21 protein-coding genes are annotated in these 19,030 nt (G+C 71.1%); 4 read left to right on the top strand and 17 right to left on the bottom strand.

The window, feature by feature from the left end; genetic code table 11:
• Positions 1–4 precede the first annotated feature (4 nt).
• From rpsS to rfbB, 12 genes are all read right to left on the bottom strand, one after another.
• The gene (rpsS, locus tag AB0M03_RS21735; RefSeq protein WP_014136283.1) at positions 5–286 is read right to left on the bottom strand and encodes a 30S ribosomal protein S19; all 282 of its coding nucleotides are present in this window, start codon (positions 284–286) and stop codon (positions 5–7) included.
• An 11-nt stretch (positions 287–297) separates the two neighbouring features.
• Positions 298–1,134, bottom strand: a complete 837-nt coding sequence (rplB, locus tag AB0M03_RS21730; RefSeq protein WP_095874451.1) for a 50S ribosomal protein L2 — start codon at positions 1,132–1,134, stop codon at positions 298–300.
• Positions 1,135–1,170: 36 nt separating this feature from the next.
• Complete coding sequence (rplW, locus tag AB0M03_RS21725; protein WP_263108062.1) at positions 1,171–1,497, bottom strand: 50S ribosomal protein L23; 327 nt, start codon at positions 1,495–1,497, stop codon at positions 1,171–1,173.
• Positions 1,494–2,171, bottom strand: coding sequence for a 50S ribosomal protein L4 (gene rplD, locus AB0M03_RS21720; RefSeq protein WP_363493296.1), 678 nt, complete (start codon positions 2,169–2,171; stop codon positions 1,494–1,496). The genes rplW and rplD overlap by 4 nt, the downstream gene beginning before the upstream one ends.
• 5 nt (positions 2,172–2,176) lie before the next feature.
• The gene (gene rplC / locus AB0M03_RS21715) at positions 2,177–2,824 is read right to left on the bottom strand and encodes a 50S ribosomal protein L3 (protein ID WP_030263524.1); all 648 of its coding nucleotides are present in this window, start codon (positions 2,822–2,824) and stop codon (positions 2,177–2,179) included.
• Between the two features lie 14 nt (positions 2,825–2,838).
• Complete coding sequence (gene rpsJ / locus AB0M03_RS21710) at positions 2,839–3,147, bottom strand: 30S ribosomal protein S10 (RefSeq protein WP_012785157.1); 309 nt, start codon at positions 3,145–3,147, stop codon at positions 2,839–2,841.
• Positions 3,148–3,635: 488 nt separating this feature from the next.
• On the bottom strand, positions 3,636–4,940 hold the full coding sequence (locus AB0M03_RS21705) for a hypothetical protein (protein ID WP_363493294.1): 1,305 nt from the start codon (positions 4,938–4,940) through the stop codon (positions 3,636–3,638).
• Between the two features lie 2 nt (positions 4,941–4,942).
• Positions 4,943–5,827 (bottom strand): glycosyltransferase, encoded by an 885-nt coding sequence (locus AB0M03_RS21700; RefSeq protein ID WP_363493293.1) that lies wholly within the window; start codon positions 5,825–5,827, stop codon positions 4,943–4,945.
• 1 nt (position 5,828) lies between these two features.
• Positions 5,829–6,638 carry a glycosyltransferase family 2 protein gene (locus tag AB0M03_RS21695; protein WP_363493291.1) on the bottom strand — a complete coding sequence of 270 codons (810 nt, stop codon included), beginning with the start codon at positions 6,636–6,638 and terminating at the stop codon, positions 5,829–5,831.
• Positions 6,635–7,048 carry a DUF2304 domain-containing protein gene (locus AB0M03_RS21690; RefSeq protein ID WP_363493289.1) on the bottom strand — a complete coding sequence of 138 codons (414 nt, stop codon included), beginning with the start codon at positions 7,046–7,048 and terminating at the stop codon, positions 6,635–6,637. The genes AB0M03_RS21695 and AB0M03_RS21690 overlap by 4 nt, the downstream gene beginning before the upstream one ends.
• Before the next feature lie 142 nt (positions 7,049–7,190).
• The gene (gene rfbD, locus AB0M03_RS21685) at positions 7,191–8,069 is read right to left on the bottom strand and encodes a dTDP-4-dehydrorhamnose reductase (protein WP_363493287.1); all 879 of its coding nucleotides are present in this window, start codon (positions 8,067–8,069) and stop codon (positions 7,191–7,193) included.
• Positions 8,066–9,040 (bottom strand): dTDP-glucose 4,6-dehydratase, encoded by a 975-nt coding sequence (rfbB, locus tag AB0M03_RS21680; protein WP_363493285.1) that lies wholly within the window; start codon positions 9,038–9,040, stop codon positions 8,066–8,068. The genes rfbD and rfbB overlap by 4 nt, the downstream gene beginning before the upstream one ends.
• Before the next feature lie 83 nt (positions 9,041–9,123).
• On the opposite strand from rfbB, the gene rfbA reads away from it, so the two are divergent.
• Positions 9,124–9,999, top strand: coding sequence for a glucose-1-phosphate thymidylyltransferase RfbA (gene rfbA / locus AB0M03_RS21675; protein ID WP_363493284.1), 876 nt, complete (start codon positions 9,124–9,126; stop codon positions 9,997–9,999).
• Positions 9,996–10,586 (top strand): dTDP-4-dehydrorhamnose 3,5-epimerase, encoded by a 591-nt coding sequence (gene rfbC / locus AB0M03_RS21670; protein ID WP_363493282.1) that lies wholly within the window; start codon positions 9,996–9,998, stop codon positions 10,584–10,586. Before rfbA ends, rfbC begins: the two co-directional genes overlap by 4 nt.
• A 136-nt stretch (positions 10,587–10,722) precedes the next feature.
• On the opposite strand, the gene tuf is transcribed toward rfbC, so the two are convergent.
• The 5 genes from tuf to AB0M03_RS21645 form a co-directional block, all read right to left on the bottom strand.
• The gene (gene tuf, locus AB0M03_RS21665) at positions 10,723–11,916 is read right to left on the bottom strand and encodes an elongation factor Tu (RefSeq protein WP_030263551.1); all 1,194 of its coding nucleotides are present in this window, start codon (positions 11,914–11,916) and stop codon (positions 10,723–10,725) included.
• Positions 11,917–12,139: 223 nt separating this feature from the next.
• Positions 12,140–14,245, bottom strand: coding sequence for an elongation factor G (gene fusA / locus AB0M03_RS21660; protein WP_363493280.1), 2,106 nt, complete (start codon positions 14,243–14,245; stop codon positions 12,140–12,142).
• Between the two features lie 39 nt (positions 14,246–14,284).
• Entirely contained in the window at positions 14,285–14,755 is a 471-nt protein-coding gene (rpsG, locus tag AB0M03_RS21655; RefSeq protein WP_030263556.1) for a 30S ribosomal protein S7, read from the bottom strand.
• 2 nt (positions 14,756–14,757) lie between these two features.
• On the bottom strand, positions 14,758–15,129 hold the full coding sequence (gene rpsL, locus AB0M03_RS21650; RefSeq protein ID WP_014144289.1) for a 30S ribosomal protein S12: 372 nt from the start codon (positions 15,127–15,129) through the stop codon (positions 14,758–14,760).
• 422 nt (positions 15,130–15,551) lie between these two features.
• The gene (locus AB0M03_RS21645; RefSeq protein WP_363493278.1) at positions 15,552–16,112 is read right to left on the bottom strand and encodes a DUF1707 and DUF4190 domain-containing protein; all 561 of its coding nucleotides are present in this window, start codon (positions 16,110–16,112) and stop codon (positions 15,552–15,554) included.
• A 303-nt stretch (positions 16,113–16,415) separates the two neighbouring features.
• On the opposite strand from AB0M03_RS21645, the gene AB0M03_RS21640 reads away from it, so the two are divergent.
• A complete protein-coding gene (locus tag AB0M03_RS21640; RefSeq protein ID WP_363493276.1) occupies positions 16,416–17,726 on the top strand; it encodes a DUF2786 domain-containing protein in 1,311 nt (436 codons plus the stop codon).
• A 22-nt stretch (positions 17,727–17,748) separates the two neighbouring features.
• Entirely contained in the window at positions 17,749–19,026 is a 1,278-nt protein-coding gene (locus AB0M03_RS21635; protein WP_363493274.1) for an ADP-ribosylglycohydrolase family protein, read from the top strand.
• Positions 19,027–19,030: the final 4 nt, after the last annotated feature.

Genomic DNA, 19,030 nt, shown 5'->3' with positions numbered 1-19,030 from the left:
GCGACTAGCGACGCTTCGACTTGCGGTCTTCCTTCACGTGCCCCTTGAAGGTGCGCGTGGGAGCGAACTCGCCGAGCTTGTGGCCGACCATCGACTCGGTGACGAACACCGGGACGTGCTTGCGGCCATCGTGAACCGCGATCGTGTGCCCGAGCATGGCCGGGGAGATCACGGAACGACGGGACCAGGTCTTGATGACGTTCTGCGTGCCCGCCTCGTTCTGCACGTCCACCTTCTTCTGAAGGTGGTCGTCGATGAAGGGGCCCTTCTTGAGACTGCGCGGCATCTGACCTGCTCCTAGCGCTTCTTGTTGGTCTTGCGGCGGCGCACGATGAGCTTGTCCGACGCCTTGTTCGGGCGACGGGTACGGCCCTCGGGCTTGCCCCACGGCGAGACCGGGTGGCGACCACCGGAGGTCTTACCCTCACCACCACCGTGCGGGTGGTCGATCGGGTTCATGGCGACACCACGCACGGTCGGGCGGACGCCCTTCCAGCGCATGCGGCCGGCCTTGCCCCAGTTGATGTTCGACTGCTCGGCGTTGCCGACCTCGCCGACGGTGGCGCGGCAGCGCGCGTCGACCAGGCGGATCTCACCGGAGGGCATGCGCAGGTGCGCCATGCGGCCCTCACGGGCGAGCAGCTGAATGCCGGAACCCGCGGAACGGGCCAGCTTGGCGCCACCGCCGGGACGGAGCTCCACCGCGTGGATGGTGGTACCGACCGGGATGTTGCGGAGCGGCAGGTTGTTGCCCGGCTTGATGTCGGCCCCGGGGCCGTTCTCGATCCGGTCACCCTGCGCGACGCCACGGGGGGCGATGATGTAGCGCTTCTCGCCGTCCGCGTAGTGCAGGAGCGCGATGCGCGCGGTGCGGTTGGGGTCGTACTCGATGTGCGCGACCTTGGCCGGCACGCCGTCCTTGTCGTGACGACGGAAGTCGATCACGCGGTAGGCGCGCTTGTGACCGCCACCCTGGTGGCGGGCGGTGACACGACCGGCGTTGTTACGGCCGCCCTTGCTGTGCAGCGGGCGAACCAGCGACTTCTCCGGCGTGGACCGCGTGATTTCGACGAAGTCGGCCACGCTCGAGCCGCGGCGGCCCGGCGTAGTCGGCTTGTACTTGCGGATACCCATTTTCGTCCTCGTCCTTAACGACGATCACGTTCTCCGTCAGGCGGAGACCGGACCACCGAAGATGTCGATGCGGTTGCCCTCGGCCAGCGTCACGATGGCGCGCTTGGTGTCCTTGCGCTTGCCGAAACCGGTGCGGGAGCGCTTGCGCTTGCCCTGCCGGTTGAGCGTGTTGACGGCCTCGACCTTGACCGAGAAGACCGCCTCGACGGCCTGCTTGATCTGGGTCTTGTTGGCGTCCGGAGACACGACGAACGTGTACTTGTTCTCGTCGAGGAGCGAGTAGCTCTTCTCCGAGATAACCGGCTTGATCAGGACGTCACGGGGGTCCGTGTACGTCTTGCTCGTGATCTCCGCAGCCATCAGGCGGCGCTCCCTTCGAGCTCGCCCTCAGCGGCAACGGCCTTGGCGGACGCGGCCGGACCGGCCACGAAGCGCTCGAAGGCGGCCTGGGTGAAGACCACATCGTCGGAGACGAGCACGTCGTAGGTGTTCAGCTGGCCAGCGTCCAGGATGTGCACGTTCGGCAGGTTGCGAGCGGACTTGAGGCCCAGCTCGTCCTCGCGCTCGACGACCAGGAGGACGTTCTTGCGCTCGGAGATCTTGCCGAACAGGCTCTTGGCGGCCTTGGTCGACGGCGCATCGGTCGCGGTCACCGCGGTGATCACGTGGATGCGCTCGTGGCGAGCCCGGTCGGTGAGCGCACCGCGGAGCGCGGCGACGATCATCTTCTTCGGGGTCCGCTGCGAGTAGTCACGCGGCACGGGGCCGTGCACGACGCCACCGCCGGCGAACTGCGGCGCGCGGGTCGAGCCCTGACGGGCGCGGCCGGTGCCCTTCTGGCGGTACGGCTTCTTGCCGCCACCACGGACCTCGCCGCGGCGCTTCACCTTGTGCGTGCCCTGGCGGGCAGCGGCGAGCTGCGCGACGACGACCTGGTGCATCAGCGGGATGCTGACCTTGGCGTCGAAGATCTCGGCGGGCAGCTCGAGGCTGCCGGCCTTGTCGCCGGCCGGCGACAGGATGTCAATGGTGGTCATATCCTTCACAGCCCCTTCGCCGCGGTGCGGACGAGGACGAGGCCGCCGTTCGGGCCCGGGACGGCGCCCTTGATGAGCAGCAGGCCCTTCTCCGCGTCGACCGCGTGCACGGTCAGGTTCTGGGTGGTCACACGCTCGTGGCCCATCCGACCCGCCATGCGCAGGCCCTTGAACACGCGGCCCGGGGTGGCGCAGCCACCGATGGAACCGGGCGAGCGGTGCTTGCGCTGGGTGCCGTGACCGGCGCCGAGGCCCTTGAAGTTGTGACGCTTCATGACACCGGCGAAGCCCTTGCCCTTGGAGGTGCCGGTCACGTCGACCTTGACACCCGCCTCGAACAGCTCGGCGGTGATCTCCTGGCCCAGGGTGTACTCGGACGCGTCCGAGGTACGCAGCTCGACCAGGTGGCGGCGCGGGGTGACACCGGCCTTGGCGAAGTGACCCGCGAGGGGCTTGTTCACCTTGCGGGGGTCGATCTCGCCGAAGCCGATCTGGACGGCGTCGTAGCCGGCCGGGCTGTCGGCGGTGTGGACCTGGGTCACGACATTCGGCCCGGCCTTGACGACGGTCACCGGAACGATCCGGTTGTTCTCGTCCCAGACCTGGGTCATGCCGAGCTTCTCGCCCAGGATGCCCTTAATCTGCTTAGCCATCTTCGGTGCGCCTCTCAGAGCTTGATCTCGATGTCGACGCCGGCCGGCAGGTCGAGACGCATGAGCGAGTCAACCGTCTTCGGCGTGGGGTCGAGGATGTCGATCAGACGCTTGTGAGTACGCATCTCGAAGTGCTCGCGCGAGTCCTTGTACTTGTGCGGCGAGCGGATGACGCAGTACACGTTCTTCTCAGTGGGCAGCGGCACCGGGCCCGCGACCTGCGCACCAGTACGGATCACCGTCTCGACGATCTTCTTCGCCGAGGAGTCGATGACCTCGTGGTCGTAGGCCTTGAGCCGGATGCGGATCTTCTGTCCCGCCATGGCTACTCAGTAGTCCTTCTGTCGTCCGTTGCTTCTGCGACCGGATTCGTCCGGGTGGACTGGTCCGGCGGCGCCTCCGGGTGGTTACCCTCTTCGACCCCCGCGGTCGGGCGTGTCGCCCTGCCGCTTGCAAAAAACCAAAGAGGTTTCCCTCTTCGGTTCCCGCTTTCGGTCGGTGAGGTCTTGCACCCACCAGGCGCCGGGTCGAGGCCCCGCCCACGCTTCCCGGAAGATTCCCGTACGTCCGCCCCGCAGCTGCCGCGGTGTCGCTTACACACCACTACGCCCACACGCCCACCGCAGAAGCGGCGAACGCGGACGTATGAACGGCCATCACGGGAACGACGAGTACATGGGACTCGCTTCCGGTCCTCCCGGCGGGAGGCGCGCAGCATCGGCACTCAACCGAGCAACTTGGACATACTGCCATACGGCGGAGCCGAAACGCCAATCGAGGGTGCGCGGGATCGTCGCCCGCGGCCGTGTCGTCAGGCGGAGCGGAGGGGTTCGGCGGTGTTGTCGGCCGGCGGGGCGGCCGGAGTGCGAGGGGTGGCGCGGCGGAGCGTCCACACCATGGCGGCGGCGCAGGTGAGGGGGCCTGCGGCGAAGGCGAGGCAGACCCGGGTGGCGATCGGACCGGGGGCCAGGGTGACGGCGGCGAGGGCCGCGGTGCCCAGCAGCCAGCAGGCGAGCTGGGCGCGGTGGCGGTGCAGCACGATCAGGGCCTGGCCGAGGACCATGGCGAGCAGGTAGCAGAGGGTTCCGAGGCAGAGCCAGAGGAAGTCGGTACGGGTCAGCACGTCGGGTGCGGCGAACAGCAGGTGGACCAGCCACGGACCGAGCAGGACGGCCGGCGTGCCGACGACCGCGCACAGGGCGGCGACGGCGAGGCAGGCGCGGCGGAGCATGGCGAGGAAGTCGGCGTGGCGGCCGGCTGCGGCGGCGCCGGCCAGGCCGGAGAGCAGCGAGGCCTGCAGGGCGCCGAAGACGAAGATCGGGACACGGGCCAGCACCAAGGCGCTGAGCAGCGCGGCGACCAGGTCGATCCGGGAGGGCTCCAGCAGCTGGACGCTCATCACCGCGGCGCTGACCATCCACTGGGCGAGCAGGGTGGAGCACATCAGCGGACCGAGGCCGCGGACGAGGTCGGTCCAGGCGACGGGCGGTCCGGGCAGGGCAGGGCGGACGGTGGCCGGGAGCGTCGCCAGCAGGGCGAGCAGCGGCGCGATGGTCATGATCAGGCTGAACGCGAGGGCGGAGTGCAGCCCGGCGAGGGCGAAGCCGACGGCGAGGACGATCCGCAGGGCGCCGTCGAGGGCGAGCTGGGTGCCGTAGGCGCCGAAGCGCCCGAGGCCGGCCATGACGCCACGGGTGGTGTAGCAGAAGGCCGTCGCGACGAAGGCGCCGCCGAGGGCGGCGACGAGCTGCTGGTCGCCGTGGAAGAGCAGGTCGGCCAGGCGCCGGGAGAGCACGGCCATCAGACCGAGCAGGACTGCGAGCAGACCGGTGGTCAGCAGGAGGGCGCGCCGCAGCACGGGCCCGGCGCCCTCGCCGCGGACGCGCCGGGCGGCGACGATCCGGGTGAGCTCCTGCTCGACGGGGAAGAACAGGCCGATGCCCACCGACATGACGATCGTCCACAGCACCGAGACGCCCGCCATGTCGCGGGTGGTGAGGCTGTGTCCGGCGACGGCCAGGTGCAGGTAGGAGGCGGCGCCGAGCAGGACGGTGCCGACGGCGACCGTGCGGGTGCCGTCGGGCAGGGCTGCGGCGAGGCTGCGGACGCGCTGCACGGTCAGCGCGCCGCGTGCTTGAGCATGGCCAGGACGCCGGGTCGCCCCGCGTGCCGGGCGGCGCCGGGCAGCAGGGTGATGGCGTGCAGCCGCGAGGACAGGTGGAGCCGGGAGACCTTGGCGGCGCGGTGCCAGCCGTGCGCGTCGAGGCGGTCGGCGGTCTCCCCGAAGAAGCGCTTGGCCTCCTCGAAGCGGCTGCCGGTGTACGCCTTGGCGGAGGACTCGCTCTCTGCGTGCCGGCGGTAGCTGAAGCAGACCTCGGGGCTGGTGGCCAGCGACTCCCCCGCGACCAGCAGGTCGACGACCAGGGCGAGGTCCTGGATGACGCCGAGGTCGGGGCGGAAGCCGAAGCGCCTGACGGCCTCGGTGCGCCAGCAGATCGACGGGAAGTACAGCCAGTTGCCGCGGAGCAGGCTGACCGCGAGGTCCTCGCCGCCGAGCAACTCGCGGCCGGGGCCCTTGGGGGCGTAGACGCGGCGCTTGGTGCGGTCGACGAGGGTGTCGTACGGCTGCCCGTCGGTGCCGATGACCTCGACGCCGGGCTGGATCATCGCGGCCTTGGGCTCGCGTTCGGCCGCGGCGCGGACGACGTCCAGGTAGTTCGGGTGCATCAGGTCGTCGCAGCCCATGAGCACCAGGTACTCGTACTCGGCGAGGGAGACGCAGTGGTTGAAATTGCCGGTGACGCCGAGGTTGCGATCGTTGCGGAAGTACCGCACGCGCGGGTCGGCGAGGGCCTCGAACCATTCGGGGACGCCGCTCTCGCGGCCGTCGTCCACGACGGTGAGCCGCCAGTCGTCGCCGCTCTGCGCGAGGACGCTGCGCACGGCGTCCTGCATCAGGGGGACGCTGCCGTAGTAGGGCAGCAGGATCTCGTAGCGTGGCACGTCAGACCTCGGGCTGGGAAACGGCGCCGGCGGGGGCCGCGAGGGCGAGTCGACCGGTGTGGGAGCGGTAGTACTCGGAGCCGGGGGCGAAGTCCTTCAGGTGGCGGGGCATCCGGCGGATCATGGCGAGCAGCAGGACGAGGCCGGCGCGGACGAGGTAGATCATCGCCTTGAGGGGCGAGGCGCTCGGCCGGCCGGTGACGCGGGCGCGCATGGCGACCGGGACCTGGCGGACGGTGAAGCCGCAGCGGGCGGCGCCGACCAGGCTCTCGACGGTGTCGCCGAGGTACTCGACGGGGTACCAGCGGGCGAAGAACTCGATGAGCGGCCGGTTGCAGGCGCGGAAGCCGGAGGTGGTGTCGGTGAGCCGGGTCCGGGTGATCCGGGAGAGGACGACGGAGAGCAGCTTCATCGCCCAGCGGCGGGGGCCGCGCACCCGGTAGTCGCCCTCGCCGTCGAAGCGGGCGCCGATGACGAGGTCGGCGTCGGCGAGCTTCTCCAGCAGGACGGGGACGTAGAAGGGGTCGTGCTGGCCGTCGGCGTCGACCTGGATCGCCACGTCGTAGCCGTGCTGCTGGGCGTAGCGGTAGCCGAGGCGCATCGCGCCGCCGACGCCGAGGTTGTACGGCAGCCGGGCGACGGCGGAGCCAGCCGCGGCGGCGACCTCGGCGGTGCGGTCGGTGGAGCCGTCGTCGACGACGAGGGTGTCGACGTGGGGCAACTGCCGCTTGATCTCGCCGAGGACGGCGGGCAGGCCGTCGGCCTCGTTCCAGGCGGGCAGGATGATCAGGACGCGGCGCCCGTCGGTCACGGCTTGGCCTCCGGGGTCACGGTGGGGGCGGCAGGGGTGGCGGCGCGACCGGCGGCCTCGGGGCCCGGCATCAGGCCCTGTTCGGCGAGGTGGGCGCGGATGAGGGCGACGTCCTCGGCGAGGGTGCGGGTCTCGGCCTCCAGGCGGCTGGCCTCCCAGCTGAGGTGGAGGCTGACCATCAGGACGAGCACGAAGCCGGCGAAGAGCACCAGGCTGACGCCGGAGGCGACGCCGAGCCGCCTGGCGGTGGAGTCGAGCAGCGAGGGGAAGAACCCCAGCGGGGCTATCGCGAGGCCGATGGCCAGCCATATCGCCGCGTACTTCTCCCGGAGCTGCTGGCGTCTCAGCAGTTCCAGGATGTAGGCGAGCACCACCACGCCGGTGATCGAGGTGAGGATCGAGAGTTGCACTGCCGGTGGTGCCTTCCGTGCGCGGGCCGTCCCCGTGAGTGGCCAACAGCCTAAGGCAGCACCGACTCGCACTCGAACGGGTGGTCGGCCGGAGCACACCTCAGGGATCTCGGCGGGCCCGGCGGGATCCCTGGGACGCGTCCTACGGGTGGGCCCCGGTGAGGGCGCGGAAGGCCGGCCGCTGCAGCGCCTCGGCCAGCGAGGCCTCCCAGGCGGGCAGCGGGGCGAGCCCGGCGAGCGCCCAGCGGTCGTGGCCGAGCACGCTGTGGGCCGGGCGGGCGGCCGGCCGGGGGAAGGCGACCGAGGTGGTCGGGCGGATGCGGTCGGGGTCGAGGCCGGCCAGCCGGTAGGCGGCGCGGGCGAGCCCGTACCAGGTGGTGCGGCCGGCGGCGGTGCCGTGGTAGATGCCGGCGGGTGCGTCGGCCTGCCCGCCGAGGGCGTGCAGCTGCCGGGCGAGGTCGTGGGACCAGGTGGGCTGGCCGTGCTGGTCGTCGACGACGTCGAGGGTGTCCCGGACGGCGGCGAGCTTCAGCACGGTGGCGACGAAGTTGGGGCCGTGCTCGCCGTAGAGCCAGGCGGTGCGCACCACGTAGCCGGTGTCGGGCAGGACGCCCAGGACGGCCCGCTCGCCGGCGAGCTTGGCCCGGCCGTAGGCGTTGACCGGCCCGGTGGGCGCGTCCTCCGGGCAGGGGCCGTCGGTGTCGCCGGGCAGCACGTAGTCGGTGGAGACCTGGAGCAGGCGGGCGCCGGCCTCGCGGCAGGCGAGGGCGAGGTGGCGCACGCCGGTGCCGTTGACGGCGGTGGCCGCGGCCTCGGCGGTCTCGGCGCCGTCGACGTCCGTCCAGGCGGCGCAGTTGACGACCACGCCGTGGCCGCGGACGGCGGCGCGGACGGCCTGCGGGTCGGTGATGTCGAGCGCGGCGCGGTCGAGGGCCGTGACCCGCTCGCCGGCCGCGCCGAGGACGTCCTGCAGGTCGCGGCCGAGCATGCCGCCGGCGCCGGTGACGAGCCAGGCGGTCATGCGAGGGCCGCCCGGGCCTTGAGCGGCTCCCACCAGGCGCGGTTGTCGCGGTACCAGGCGATGGTGTCGGCGAGGCCGTCGGCGAAGGAGACCTGCGGCTCGTAGCCGAGCTCCTCGCGGATGCGGGTGATGTCGAGGGAGTAGCGCAGGTCGTGGCCCTTGCGGTCCTCGACGTGCTCGACCATCTCCCAGCCCGCGCCGGCCGCCTCCAGGAGCAGCGCGGTGAGCTCCTTGTTGGTGATCTCGGTGCCGCCGCCGATGTTGTAGACCCGGCCGGCGCGGCCGCCGCGCAGCACCAGGTCGATGCCCCGGCAGTGGTCGGAGACGTGCAGCCAGTCGCGGACGTTACCGCCCTCGCCGTACAGCGGCACCTTCCTCCCGTCGAGGAGGTTGGTGGTGAACAGCGGGATGACCTTCTCCGGGAACTGGTGGTGCCCGTAGTTGTTGGAGCAGCGGGTGACCACCACGTCCATGCCGTGGGTGCGGTGGTAGGCCAGTGCGAGCAGGTCGGAGGAGGCCTTGGAGGCGGAGTACGGGGAGTTCGGCGCGAGCGGCCAGTCCTCCGTCCAGGAGCCCTCGGCGATGGAGCCGTAGACCTCGTCGGTGGAGACGTGGACGAAGCGGCCGACGCCGTGCTTGCGGGCGGCGTCGAGCAGCACCTGGGTGCCGAGCACGTTGGTGCGCACGAACGGGCCGGCGCCCTCGATCGACCGGTCGACGTGCGACTCGGCGGCGAAGTGCACCACCGCGTCGTGACCGGCCATGGCCGCGTCGACGGCCTCCCCGTCGCAGATGTCCGCGCGGACGAAGCGGTAGCCGGGGTGGTCGGCGACCGGGGCGAGGTTGGCCTCGACGCCCGAATAGGTGAGGCTGTCGAGGACGGTGATCTCGGCCGAGACGTCGGCGGCGAGCTGGGAGCGGACGAACTCGGAGCCGATGAAGCCGGCGCCGCCGGTGACCAGGATGCGCATAGTGCGCGCAGTCTACCGCCGGGCCCGCCGACGGCCGCGGGCGTGCTCGGGTGGCCGGTGGGACCTCCCGTAGGCTGCTGCCCATGCGTGGAATCCTCCTGGCCGGCGGTACCGGCTCCCGGCTGTGGCCGCTGACCCGGGCGGTCTCGAAACAGCTGCTCCCGGTCTTCGACAAGCCGATGGTCTACTACCCGCTCTCCACCCTGGTGATGGCGGGCATCGACGAGATCCTGATCATCACCACCGCGGAGGACCAGCCGCAGTTCCGCCGACTGCTCGGCGACGGCTCGCAGCTCGGTCTGCGGCTGGAGTACGCGGTGCAGGAGCGCCCGGAGGGCATCGCGCAGGCGTTCGTGCTGGGCGCGGACTTCATCGGCGAGGAGCCGGTGGCGCTGATCCTGGGCGACAACATCTTCCACGGCAGCGGCCTGGGCACCCGGCTGGCGCAGCACACCGACCCCAAGGGCGGGCTGGTCTTCGCCTACCCGGTGGCGGACCCGAGCGCGTACGGCGTGGTGGAGTTCGACGCGGACGGCCGGGTGCTGTCCATCGAGGAGAAGCCGGCCACCCCCAAGTCCCGGTACGCGGTGCCCGGGCTGTACTTCTACGACAACCGCGTGGTGGAGATCGCTCGGGGCCTGAAGCCCAGCGCCCGGGGCGAGTTGGAGATCACCGCGGTCAACGACGCCTATCTGCAGGCCGGTGAGCTCCAGGTGACCCGACTCGACCGCGGTACGGCCTGGTTGGACACCGGCACCTTCGTGTCGATGGTGCAGGCCTCGGAGTTCGTCCGGGTGATCGAGGAACGCCAGGGGTTCAAGATCGGCTGCATCGAGGAGGCCTGCTGGCGGGCCGGGCTGATCGACGGCGCCCAACTCCGGGAGCTGGCCGAGCCGTTGCTGAAGAGCGGGTACGGCCAGTACCTGCTGGACCTGTTGCAGGAGGAGAAGTCCCGGTGAAGTTCCGCGAGTTGGCGATTGAGGGGGCGTTCGAAATCACCCCGCAGCTGCACGGCGACCCGCGCGGCCTGTTCACCGAGTGGTACCGCTTCGACCGGCTGGCCGAGGTGGTCGGGCACCCGCTGCGACTCGCCCAGGGCAACCTCTCGGTGTCGGCCCGCGGCGTGGTGCGCGGCATCCACTTCGCCGACGTGCCGCCCGGCCAGGCCAAGTACGTGACCTGTGTGCGCGGTGCCACGCTGGACGTGGTGGTCGACCTGCGGGTGGGCTCCCCCACCTTCGGCCGCTGGGAGGGCGTGCTGCTGGACGAGACCGACCGCCGTGCGGTGTACGTGCCGGAGGGCCTGGGCCACGGGTTCTGCGCGCTGACCGACGACGCCACCCTCTCCTACCTGTGCTCGGAGACGTACAACCCGTCGGGCGAGCACGCCGTGCACCCGCTGGACCCGGACCTGGGCATCGAGTGGCCGGCCGAGCAGCCGCAGCTCTCCGCGCGGGACGCGGCCGCCCCCTCGCTCGCCGAGGCACTGGCGAGCGGCCTGCTGCCCTCGTACGACGTGTGCAAGGAGTACACCGCCGGCCTCTGAGGCCCCCGCCCCGAGGGGCACGGGAAGCCCCGGCCGACGCGGAAGGGCCCGCCCTCCCCGTCCTCGCGGACGGAGGGGGCGGGCCCTTCCGTTTGCCTTACGGCGAGCCTGTCTACGACAGACCAGGGTCAGATCGTCACTTGACGATCTTGGTGACCTGGCCGGCGCCGACGGTGCGGCCACCCTCACGGATGGCGAACTTGAGGCCCTCCTCCATGGCGACGGGCTGGATCAGCGCGACGGTCATGGCGGTGTTGTCGCCCGGCATGACCATCTCGGTGCCCTCGGGGAGGGTCACGACGCCGGTCACGTCCGTGGTACGGAAGTAGAACTGCGGGCGGTAGTTGTTGAAGAACGGGGTGTGACGGCCACCCTCGTCCTTCGACAGGATGTAGGCCTGGGCCTCGAAGTCGGTGTGCGGGGTGACCGAACCCGGCTTGATGATGACCTGGCCGCGCTCGACGTCCTCGCGCTTGATGCCGCGGAGCAGCAGACCGACGTTCTCACCGGCCTGGCCCTCGTCGAGCAGCTTGCGGAACATCTCGATACCGGTGACCGTGGTGGTGGTCTTGGTGGTCTTGATGCCGATGATGTCGACGGTCTCGTTGACCTTGAGGACACCGCGCTCGATGCGGCCGGTGACGACGGTGCCACGACCGGTGATCGTGAAGACGTCCTCGATCGGCATCAGGAACGGCAGCTCGGTGGCACGGGCCGGGGTCGGGATCGACTCGTCGACGGCGTGCATGAGGCCGAGGAGCTTCTCGCCCCACTCCTTGTCGCCCTCGAGCGCCTTCAGCGCCGAGACGCGCACGACCGGCAGGTCGTCGCCCGGGAACTCGTACTCGGAGAGGAGCTCACGGACCTCGAGCTCGACGAGCTCCAGGATCTCCTCGTCGTCCACCATGTCGGCCTTGTTCAGGGCGACGACGATGTAGGGGACGCCGACCTGGCGGGCCAGGAGGACGTGCTCCTTGGTCTGCGGCATCGGGCCGTCGGTGGCGGCGACGACGAGGATCGCACCGTCCATCTGGGCCGCACCGGTGATCATGTTCTTGATGTAGTCAGCGTGACCCGGGCAGTCAACGTGGGCGTAGTGACGCGCCTCGGTCTGGTACTCGACGTGAGCGATCGAGATGGTGATACCGCGCTGACGCTCCTCCGGCGCCTTGTCGATCTGGTCGAACGGCGTGAAGGGGTTGATGTCCGGGTACGCGTCGTGCAGCACCTTGGTGATGGCCGCGGTCAGCGTGGTCTTACCGTGGTCGATGTGACCGATGGTGCCGATGTTGACGTGGGGCTTCGTCCGCTCGAACTTCGCCTTCGCCACTGCAGTCCTCCTGAGGACAGTTCTGTACGCCGTACGACGTCAGTTGGTCTTTGATCGGGATTGGGAACGGGGCGCTGGTAGCGCTCCATGCCGTCCCGCGGGGTGGGGTGCCGGGAGGGCCCGGGGGAATCCGTGGGGATTCGCCCCGGGTCACCTCCTTCTAGCCTAAGGGGTCTGATTCGTCCCGAATAACGGGCCGAACCGTCGACCGGCGGAGCCGGCCTTACTCGCCCTTGGCCTTGGCGATGATGTCGTCCGCCACGTTCCGCGGAACCTCGGCGTACGAGTCGAACTGCATCGAGTAGCTTGCGCGACCAGAGGTCTTGCTGCGCAGGTCACCGACGTAGCCGAACATCTCGGAGAGCGGCACGAGCGCCTTGACGACGCGCGCACCGTGACGCTCCTCCATGGCCCGGATCTGGCCACGGCGGGAGTTGATGTCGCCGATCACGTCGCCCATGTAGTCCTCGGGCGTGGTGACCTCGACGGCCATCATCGGCTCCAGGAGGGCCGGACCGGCCTTCTTGGCGCCTTCCTTGAAGGCCATCGAACCGGCGATCTTGAACGCGAGCTCGGACGAGTCGACGTCGTGCGACGCACCGTCGAGCAGGGTCACGCGAACGCCCTGGAGCGGGTAGCCGGCGAGGACACCGAACTCCATGGCCTCCTGGCAACCGGCGTCGACCGAGGGGATGTACTCCTTCGGCACGCGGCCACCGGTGACCTTGTTGACGAACTCGTAGCCCTCGCCGGACTCCAGCGGCTCGATCGCGATCTGGATCTTCGCGAACTGACCCGAACCACCGGTCTGCTTCTTGTGCGTGTAGTCGATGCGCTCGACGGCCTTGCGGATCGTCTCGCGGTACGCGACCTGCGGCTTGCCGACGTTGGCCTCGACCTTGAACTCACGGCGCATACGGTCGACGAGCACCTCGAGGTGCAGCTCGCCCATACCCGCGATGATGGTCTGGCCGGTCTCCTCGTCCGTGTTGACCTGGAAGGACGGGTCCTCCTCGGCGAGACGCTGGATGGCGACACCCAGCTTCTCCTGGTCACCCTTGGACTTGGGCTCGATCGCGACGCGGATGACCGGGGCCGGGAAGTCCATGGACTCCAGGATGACCGGCTGCTTCTCGTCGGACAGCGTCTCACCGGTGGTGGTCTGCTTCAGGCCCATGACGGCGATGATGTCGCCGGCGCCCACCGAGTCGATCTCCTCACGCTTGTTCGCGTGCATGCGGTAGATCTTGCCGATGCGCTCCTTCTTGCCCTTGACGGAGTTCAGCACCGAGGTGCCGGACTCCAGGCGGCCGGAGTACACGCGGACGAAGGTGAGCTTGCCCAGGTGCGGGTCGGACATGATCTTGAACGCCAGGGCGGCGAGCGGCTCGTCGTCCGAAGCCTGGCGGACGATCTTCTCCTCGTCGTTGCCCGGCTTGGTGCCCTCGATGCCCTCGATGTCCAGCGGCGACGGCAGGTACTTCACGACCGCGTCGAGCAGGGGCTGAACGCCCTTGTTCTTGAACGCGGAGCCGCAGAAGATCGGGGTGAAGTCCGAGGCCAGCGTGCCCTTGCGGATCGCGGCGACCAGCAGCTCCTCGGGGATGTCCTCGCCCTCCAGGGCGATCTCCATCACCTCGTCGCTGACGTTCGACACGGTGTCGATCAGCTGCTCGCGGTACTCGGCGGCCTTGTCGGCGAGGTCGGCCGGGATGTCGACAACGTCGTACATCTCGCCCTTGGTGGCCTCGGGCGACCAGACCAGAGCCTTCATCTTCACCAGGTCGACGACGCCGACGAAGTCGGACTCCGCGCCGATCGGGAGCTGCATGACCAGCGGGGTGGCGCCGAGGCGGTCCACGATGGTCTGCACGCAGAAGTAGAAGTCGGCGCCCGTGCGGTCCAGCTTGTTGATGAAGCAGATGCGCGGGACGCCGTAGCGGTCAGCCTGCCGCCACACGGTCTCGGACTGGGGCTCGACGCCGGCGACGCCGTCGAACACCGTCACGCCACCGTCGAGCACGCGCAGCGAGCGCTCCACCTCGACGGTGAAGTCGACGTGGCCCGGGGTGTCGATGATGTTGATGGTGTTGTCGACGCCGTCGAGCGTCCAGTGACAGGTCGTCGCGGCCGACGTGATGGTGATGCCGCGCTCCTGCTCCTGCTCCATCCAGTCCATCGTGGCAGCGCCGTCGTGGACCTCACCGATCTTGTACGAGACACCGGTGTAGAACAGGATCCGCTCGGTGGTGGTGGTCTTGCCCGCGTCGATGTGCGCCATGATCCCGATGTTGCGGACCTTGGCGAGGTCAAGGGAGGTTGCAGCCATGGTGGCTCGTTCTCTCTCTGTCTAGTGACGGGGTTCGGACTACCAGCGGTAGTGCGCGAAGGCCTTGTTGGACTCGGCCATCTTGTGGGTGTCCTCGCGGCGCTTCACGGAAGCACCGAGGCCGTTGCTGGCGTCGAGGATCTCGTTGAGCAGACGCTCGGTCATGGTCTTCTCGCGGCGGGCGCGGGAGTAACCGACGAGCCAGCGCAGCGCCAGGGTGTTGGCACGGCCCGGCTTGACCTCGACCGGCACCTGGTAGGTCGCGCCACCGACACGGCGGGACTTGACCTCGAGGGTCGGCTTGACGTTCTCCAGGGCGCGCTTGAGCGCGACCACCGGGTCGGCGCCGGTCTTCTCGCGGACGCCCTCGAGGGCGCCGTACACGATCCGCTCGGCGGTGGAGCGCTTGCCGTGCAGCAGGATTTTGTTGACCAGCGAGGTCACCAGCGGGGAGCCGTAAACCGGGTCGATGATGACCGGGCGCTTCGGGGCGGGGCCCTTACGAGGCATTCTTACTTCTCCTTCTTGGCGCCGTAGCGGCTGCGGGCCTGCTTGCGGTTCTTGACACCCTGGGTGTCGAGGGAACCGCGGATGATCTTGTAGCGGACACCAGGAAGGTCCTTCACACGGCCACCGCGGACCAGCACGATGGAGTGCTCCTGCAGGTTGTGGCCCTCGCCCGGGATGTAGGCGGTGACCTCGATCCCGCTGGTGAGGCGCACACGGGCGACCTTACGCAGAGCCGAGTTCGGCTTCTTCGGGGTGGTCGTGTACACACGCGTGCAGACGCCGCGACGCTGGGGCGAACCCTTCAGGGCGGGCGTCTTGTTCTTCTCGACCTTGTCCTGCCGGCCCTTTCGGACCAGCTGCTGGATCGTAGGCACCGTTTCTCCGTTTTCTGTGTGCCAAGGCTGCGTAAAACTAACCTGCGGCGCCCCTCGACCCACCGACCCACGCGGTCGGGTGTGTCGAGTCTCCCGGCGGAGGAATCGCGGAATCCCATGAGCTGATGGACAGCGACGGCGCTCGCACGGCGAGAGCGGGATCAGCGCTCTGCTACGGCGGCCGGTCTACTGGCACGCACAAGGACCCGGGGACACCCCAGGCACGAATCAGAGCGTACCTAGCGCATCGGCGGCGGTCAAAACAAATGCAACGCCGCTGCTCACCCGGGCGAGCCTGGGACAACCGGAACGGTGCGGGAACGTCCGGCCGTCCTACCACACATCGGCGCCGCCCACCACCCGGCACCGGCTCCGTCCCGCCCGTCGGACGATTCCGCCGACGGCACCGGACGGTCGGGACGTCAGACCGAGGACGCGACCGCCAGCAGCATCATCAGCGCCCAGCCGGCGACCGACAGCCAGCCGATGACCAGGCCGGCGGTGGCCATCCCGTCGCCCTCCTCGCGGCCCGACCGCAGCTGCGACTTGGCGATGTGCCCCGTCACCACCGCGGGGATGCCCAGCGCGCCGAAGGTCGGCACGCACAGCAGGCCGAGCACCATCGAGGCGATCGCCATGCCGTTGGTGCGGGGCGGCGCGTACGGCACCGGCGGCGGCAGGAAGGTCGGCGGCACGACCGGCACGGCCGCGCCCATCGGCGCCACCATCGGCCCGGAGGGCAGGTCCGCCACCAGCTGCGCCAGCTGACCGTACGTCTGCGCACGGTGGGCGCCGTCGAAGCGCTGCGAATACTCCTCGGCGGTCAGCCGGCCCTCGGCGTAGGCGGCCTTCAGGACGTCGACGGTGCGCTCGCGGTCGGCGTGCGCGGCGCGCATCGCGGACTGCGGGGTGGACGCCGGCTGCCAGGGCTGCGGCGGCGGCCCGTACGGCTGCTGCGCCTGCCTCCACGGCTCTACGGCCATGCGGCCACCTCCCTGACACCCCGTCGCGCGTCGGCTGCGCGCGCTGCCCCTACAGGATGCAGGACGAGCGGCGGCCCCGAGTAGTTGCCGACGGCGCCGTCCGGATTCACACCGCAGTGTCCGGGCCACGGCGGTCCGCTCGACGGTGTGACGGGGATCGCACCCTCCGGTACCACTCCGGAGCGCGGCCCGCCCGCACGCCCCCGGCCGCCGGGCCCCGGGCCCGGCGCTGCGGCTCCGGCATCATGGACGGGCCGGGTCGGGCGAGGACGGAACGACGGAACAGCGAACGGAAGAGGCACCGTGGGCAGGCGCAGCAGCAGGGGCGGGCAGGAGTCCGCCGTCGACGGGCTGCTGGCCCGGGCGGTCGAGCAGGTGGTGGCCGCACCCGCGGACACGCTGGACCACGCACTGGACGGCGGTGCCTCGCTGCTGGCCGCATCGGCCGACCAGTGGCCGGAGGTCAGCCGCTCGCTGCTGGCCTTCGCGGAGCGGGCCGTCGGGCGGTGCTGGACGGCGGGCTGGCGGCCCGCCGACCTGGCGCGGGCGGTGCGGCGCGGGCTCGGTCCGGTGCACCTGGCGCTGGCGGTGGACCTGATCGCGGCCGAGGGCCGACGGCATCCGGCGGCCTCGCTGGACCGGCGCTGGCAGGAGCAGCTGCGCGAGCTGGCCGCCGAGGTGTGGTGGGAGTCGGACGCGGCGTTCCTTCCGGAGTTCGCCGCGCGGCACCGCCAGGACCGGTTCGCGCTGGCGACGGCCGCGCTGGAGCTGCTGCGGGTCTGGTCGCTGCTGCCGCCGATCGAGCCGGTCGGCCCGGTGCCGGGGCAGTCGGGCGGCGCGGCGCGGCGGCCGTTCGCCGCGGCGGACGGCCGGGCGGCCGGCGAGCCGCGGATGCTGGGTCGCATCCGGGCGCTGCTGGCGAAGGCCGAGTCGACGGAGTACCCGGACGAGGCGGAGGCGCTGACCGCCAAGGCGCAGCAGCTGATGGCCCAGCACTCGATCGACGAGGCGCTGCTGGCGGCCGGCGGGCCGTCGAAGGACGCGCCGGTGGCGCTGCGGATCGGGGTCGACCAGCCGTACGAGAGTCCGAAGGCGATGCTGCTGGACGCGGTGGCGGCGGCGAACCGGTGCCGGGTGGTGTGGGCGAAGGAGTTCGGGTTCTGCACGGTGGTCGGCTTCGACGCGGACCTGGACGCGGTCGAGCTGCTGTACACCTCGCTGCTGGTGCAGGGGACGGCGGCGATGAGCCGGGCTGGCAGCCGCAGGCACCAGGACGGCGCGCCGCGGACGAAGGCGTTCCGCCAGTCGTTCCTCATCTCCTATGCTGCGCGGATCCGCGAGCGGCTGGCCGAGGCGACCGAGCGGGCCACGGCGGAGGCGGCGGCCGGGCGGCACCTGCGGGAGGACGGCACGTCCGAGCAGCTGGCGCCGGACGAGCGGCTGCTGCCGGTGCTGGCGGCCCGGGAGCAGGCCGTCGACGACACGGTGGGCAGGATGTTCCCGAAGCTGGTCTCGCAGCGGGTGCGGGTGAGCGACGGCGAGGGGTGGGCGGCCGGCCGGGCCGCCGCGGACCGGGCGGCGCTGCACGGCCGCGTCGGCGCGATCGAGGACTGACGTACGGACAGAGGGGGAGGCCATGACGGTGGATCACGGGAGTGCGGGGCGGGCGGACCGGGTGCGCGGTGCGCTGCTGGGCGGTTCGCTCGGCGACGCGCTGGGCTGGCCGGTCGAGTTCCTGCGGCTGGACGACATCCGCGCCCGGTTCGGACCCGGGGGCCTGCGGTCCCCGGCGGCCGGCGGCCGGGGCGGGCAGGTCACCGACGACACGCAGATGACCCTGTTCACCGCCGAGGGCCTGCTGCGCGGCGGCACCCGTGAGGACGTCCACCGGGCCTACCTGCGCTGGCTGCTGACCCAGCGGCTGTCCGGCCCGGAGCGCAGCCCGGACGGCTGGCTGCTCGGCCACGACTTCCTGTACGCCTCGCGGGCGCCCGGAAGCGCCTGCATGAGCGGGCTCACCGGGTACCGCTACCTGCCGCCGGCGGCGTACGGCGTGCACGGCGAGGTGAACACGCAGTCGAAGGGCTGCGGCACGGTGATGCGCTCGGCGCCGTTCGGCCTGGCCGGGTTCGGTGTCCGCCGGGCCTTCGAACTGGCGGCGGACTGCGCGCAGCTGACGCACGGCCACCCGACCGGCTACCTGGCGGCGGGCGCCTTCGCCGCGCTGGTCGAGCGGCTGGTGGCGGGGACGGAGCTGCGCCGGGCCGTCGAGGAGACGGTGGAGCAGACCGCCGAGTACCCGGGCAGCGAGGAGACGGTGACGGCGCTGCGGCGCGCGGTGCGGGTCGCCGGGCTCGGCCCGGCGGGCTTCGAGCGGGTGGAGCAGGTCGGCCTCGGCTGGATCGCCGAGGAGTGCCTGGCCGTCGCCGTGTACGCGGCGCTGGCGGGCGCCGACGCGCGGGAGGCGATGGTCCTCGCGGCCAACCACTCCGGGGACAGCGACTCCACCGCGGCGGTGTGCGGCAACCTGGTCGGCGCGATGTACGGCACGGCCGGACTGCCGGCCGGCTGGATCGCCGAGGTCGAGGGCGGGGACGTGGTGCTGCAGGTGGCCGACGACCTGCTGGCGGCCTTCGCGGACGGGGACCGGGACCGGATCGCGGACCGCTACTCCCTGGCGCCGGCCGGGACGGAGCCCGCTGCGCCGGTTGCCCCGGCCGCGCCTGCCGCGCCGGCCGTCTGGCCTGCTCCGGGTGTGCCGACCGCGCCGTCCGCCTGGCCCGTGCCGCCCGCCTGGGCCGGTCCGGCCGCGCCGCCGGTGCCGCCCTCCCCCGCCGCACCGCCTTCTCCCCCTGCACCGCCCGTGCAGCCTGCGCCGCCGTCCGGCCGTTCGCGGTTCCGGACCCGGGACTGAGCCG

This window comes from Kitasatospora sp. NPDC051914, from assembly GCF_040680995.1.
Lineage (GTDB): Bacteria > Actinomycetota > Actinomycetes > Streptomycetales > Streptomycetaceae > Kitasatospora.
The sequence above is the reverse complement of the archived record's forward strand: the minus strand, read 5'-3'. Positions and strand labels throughout refer to the sequence as shown.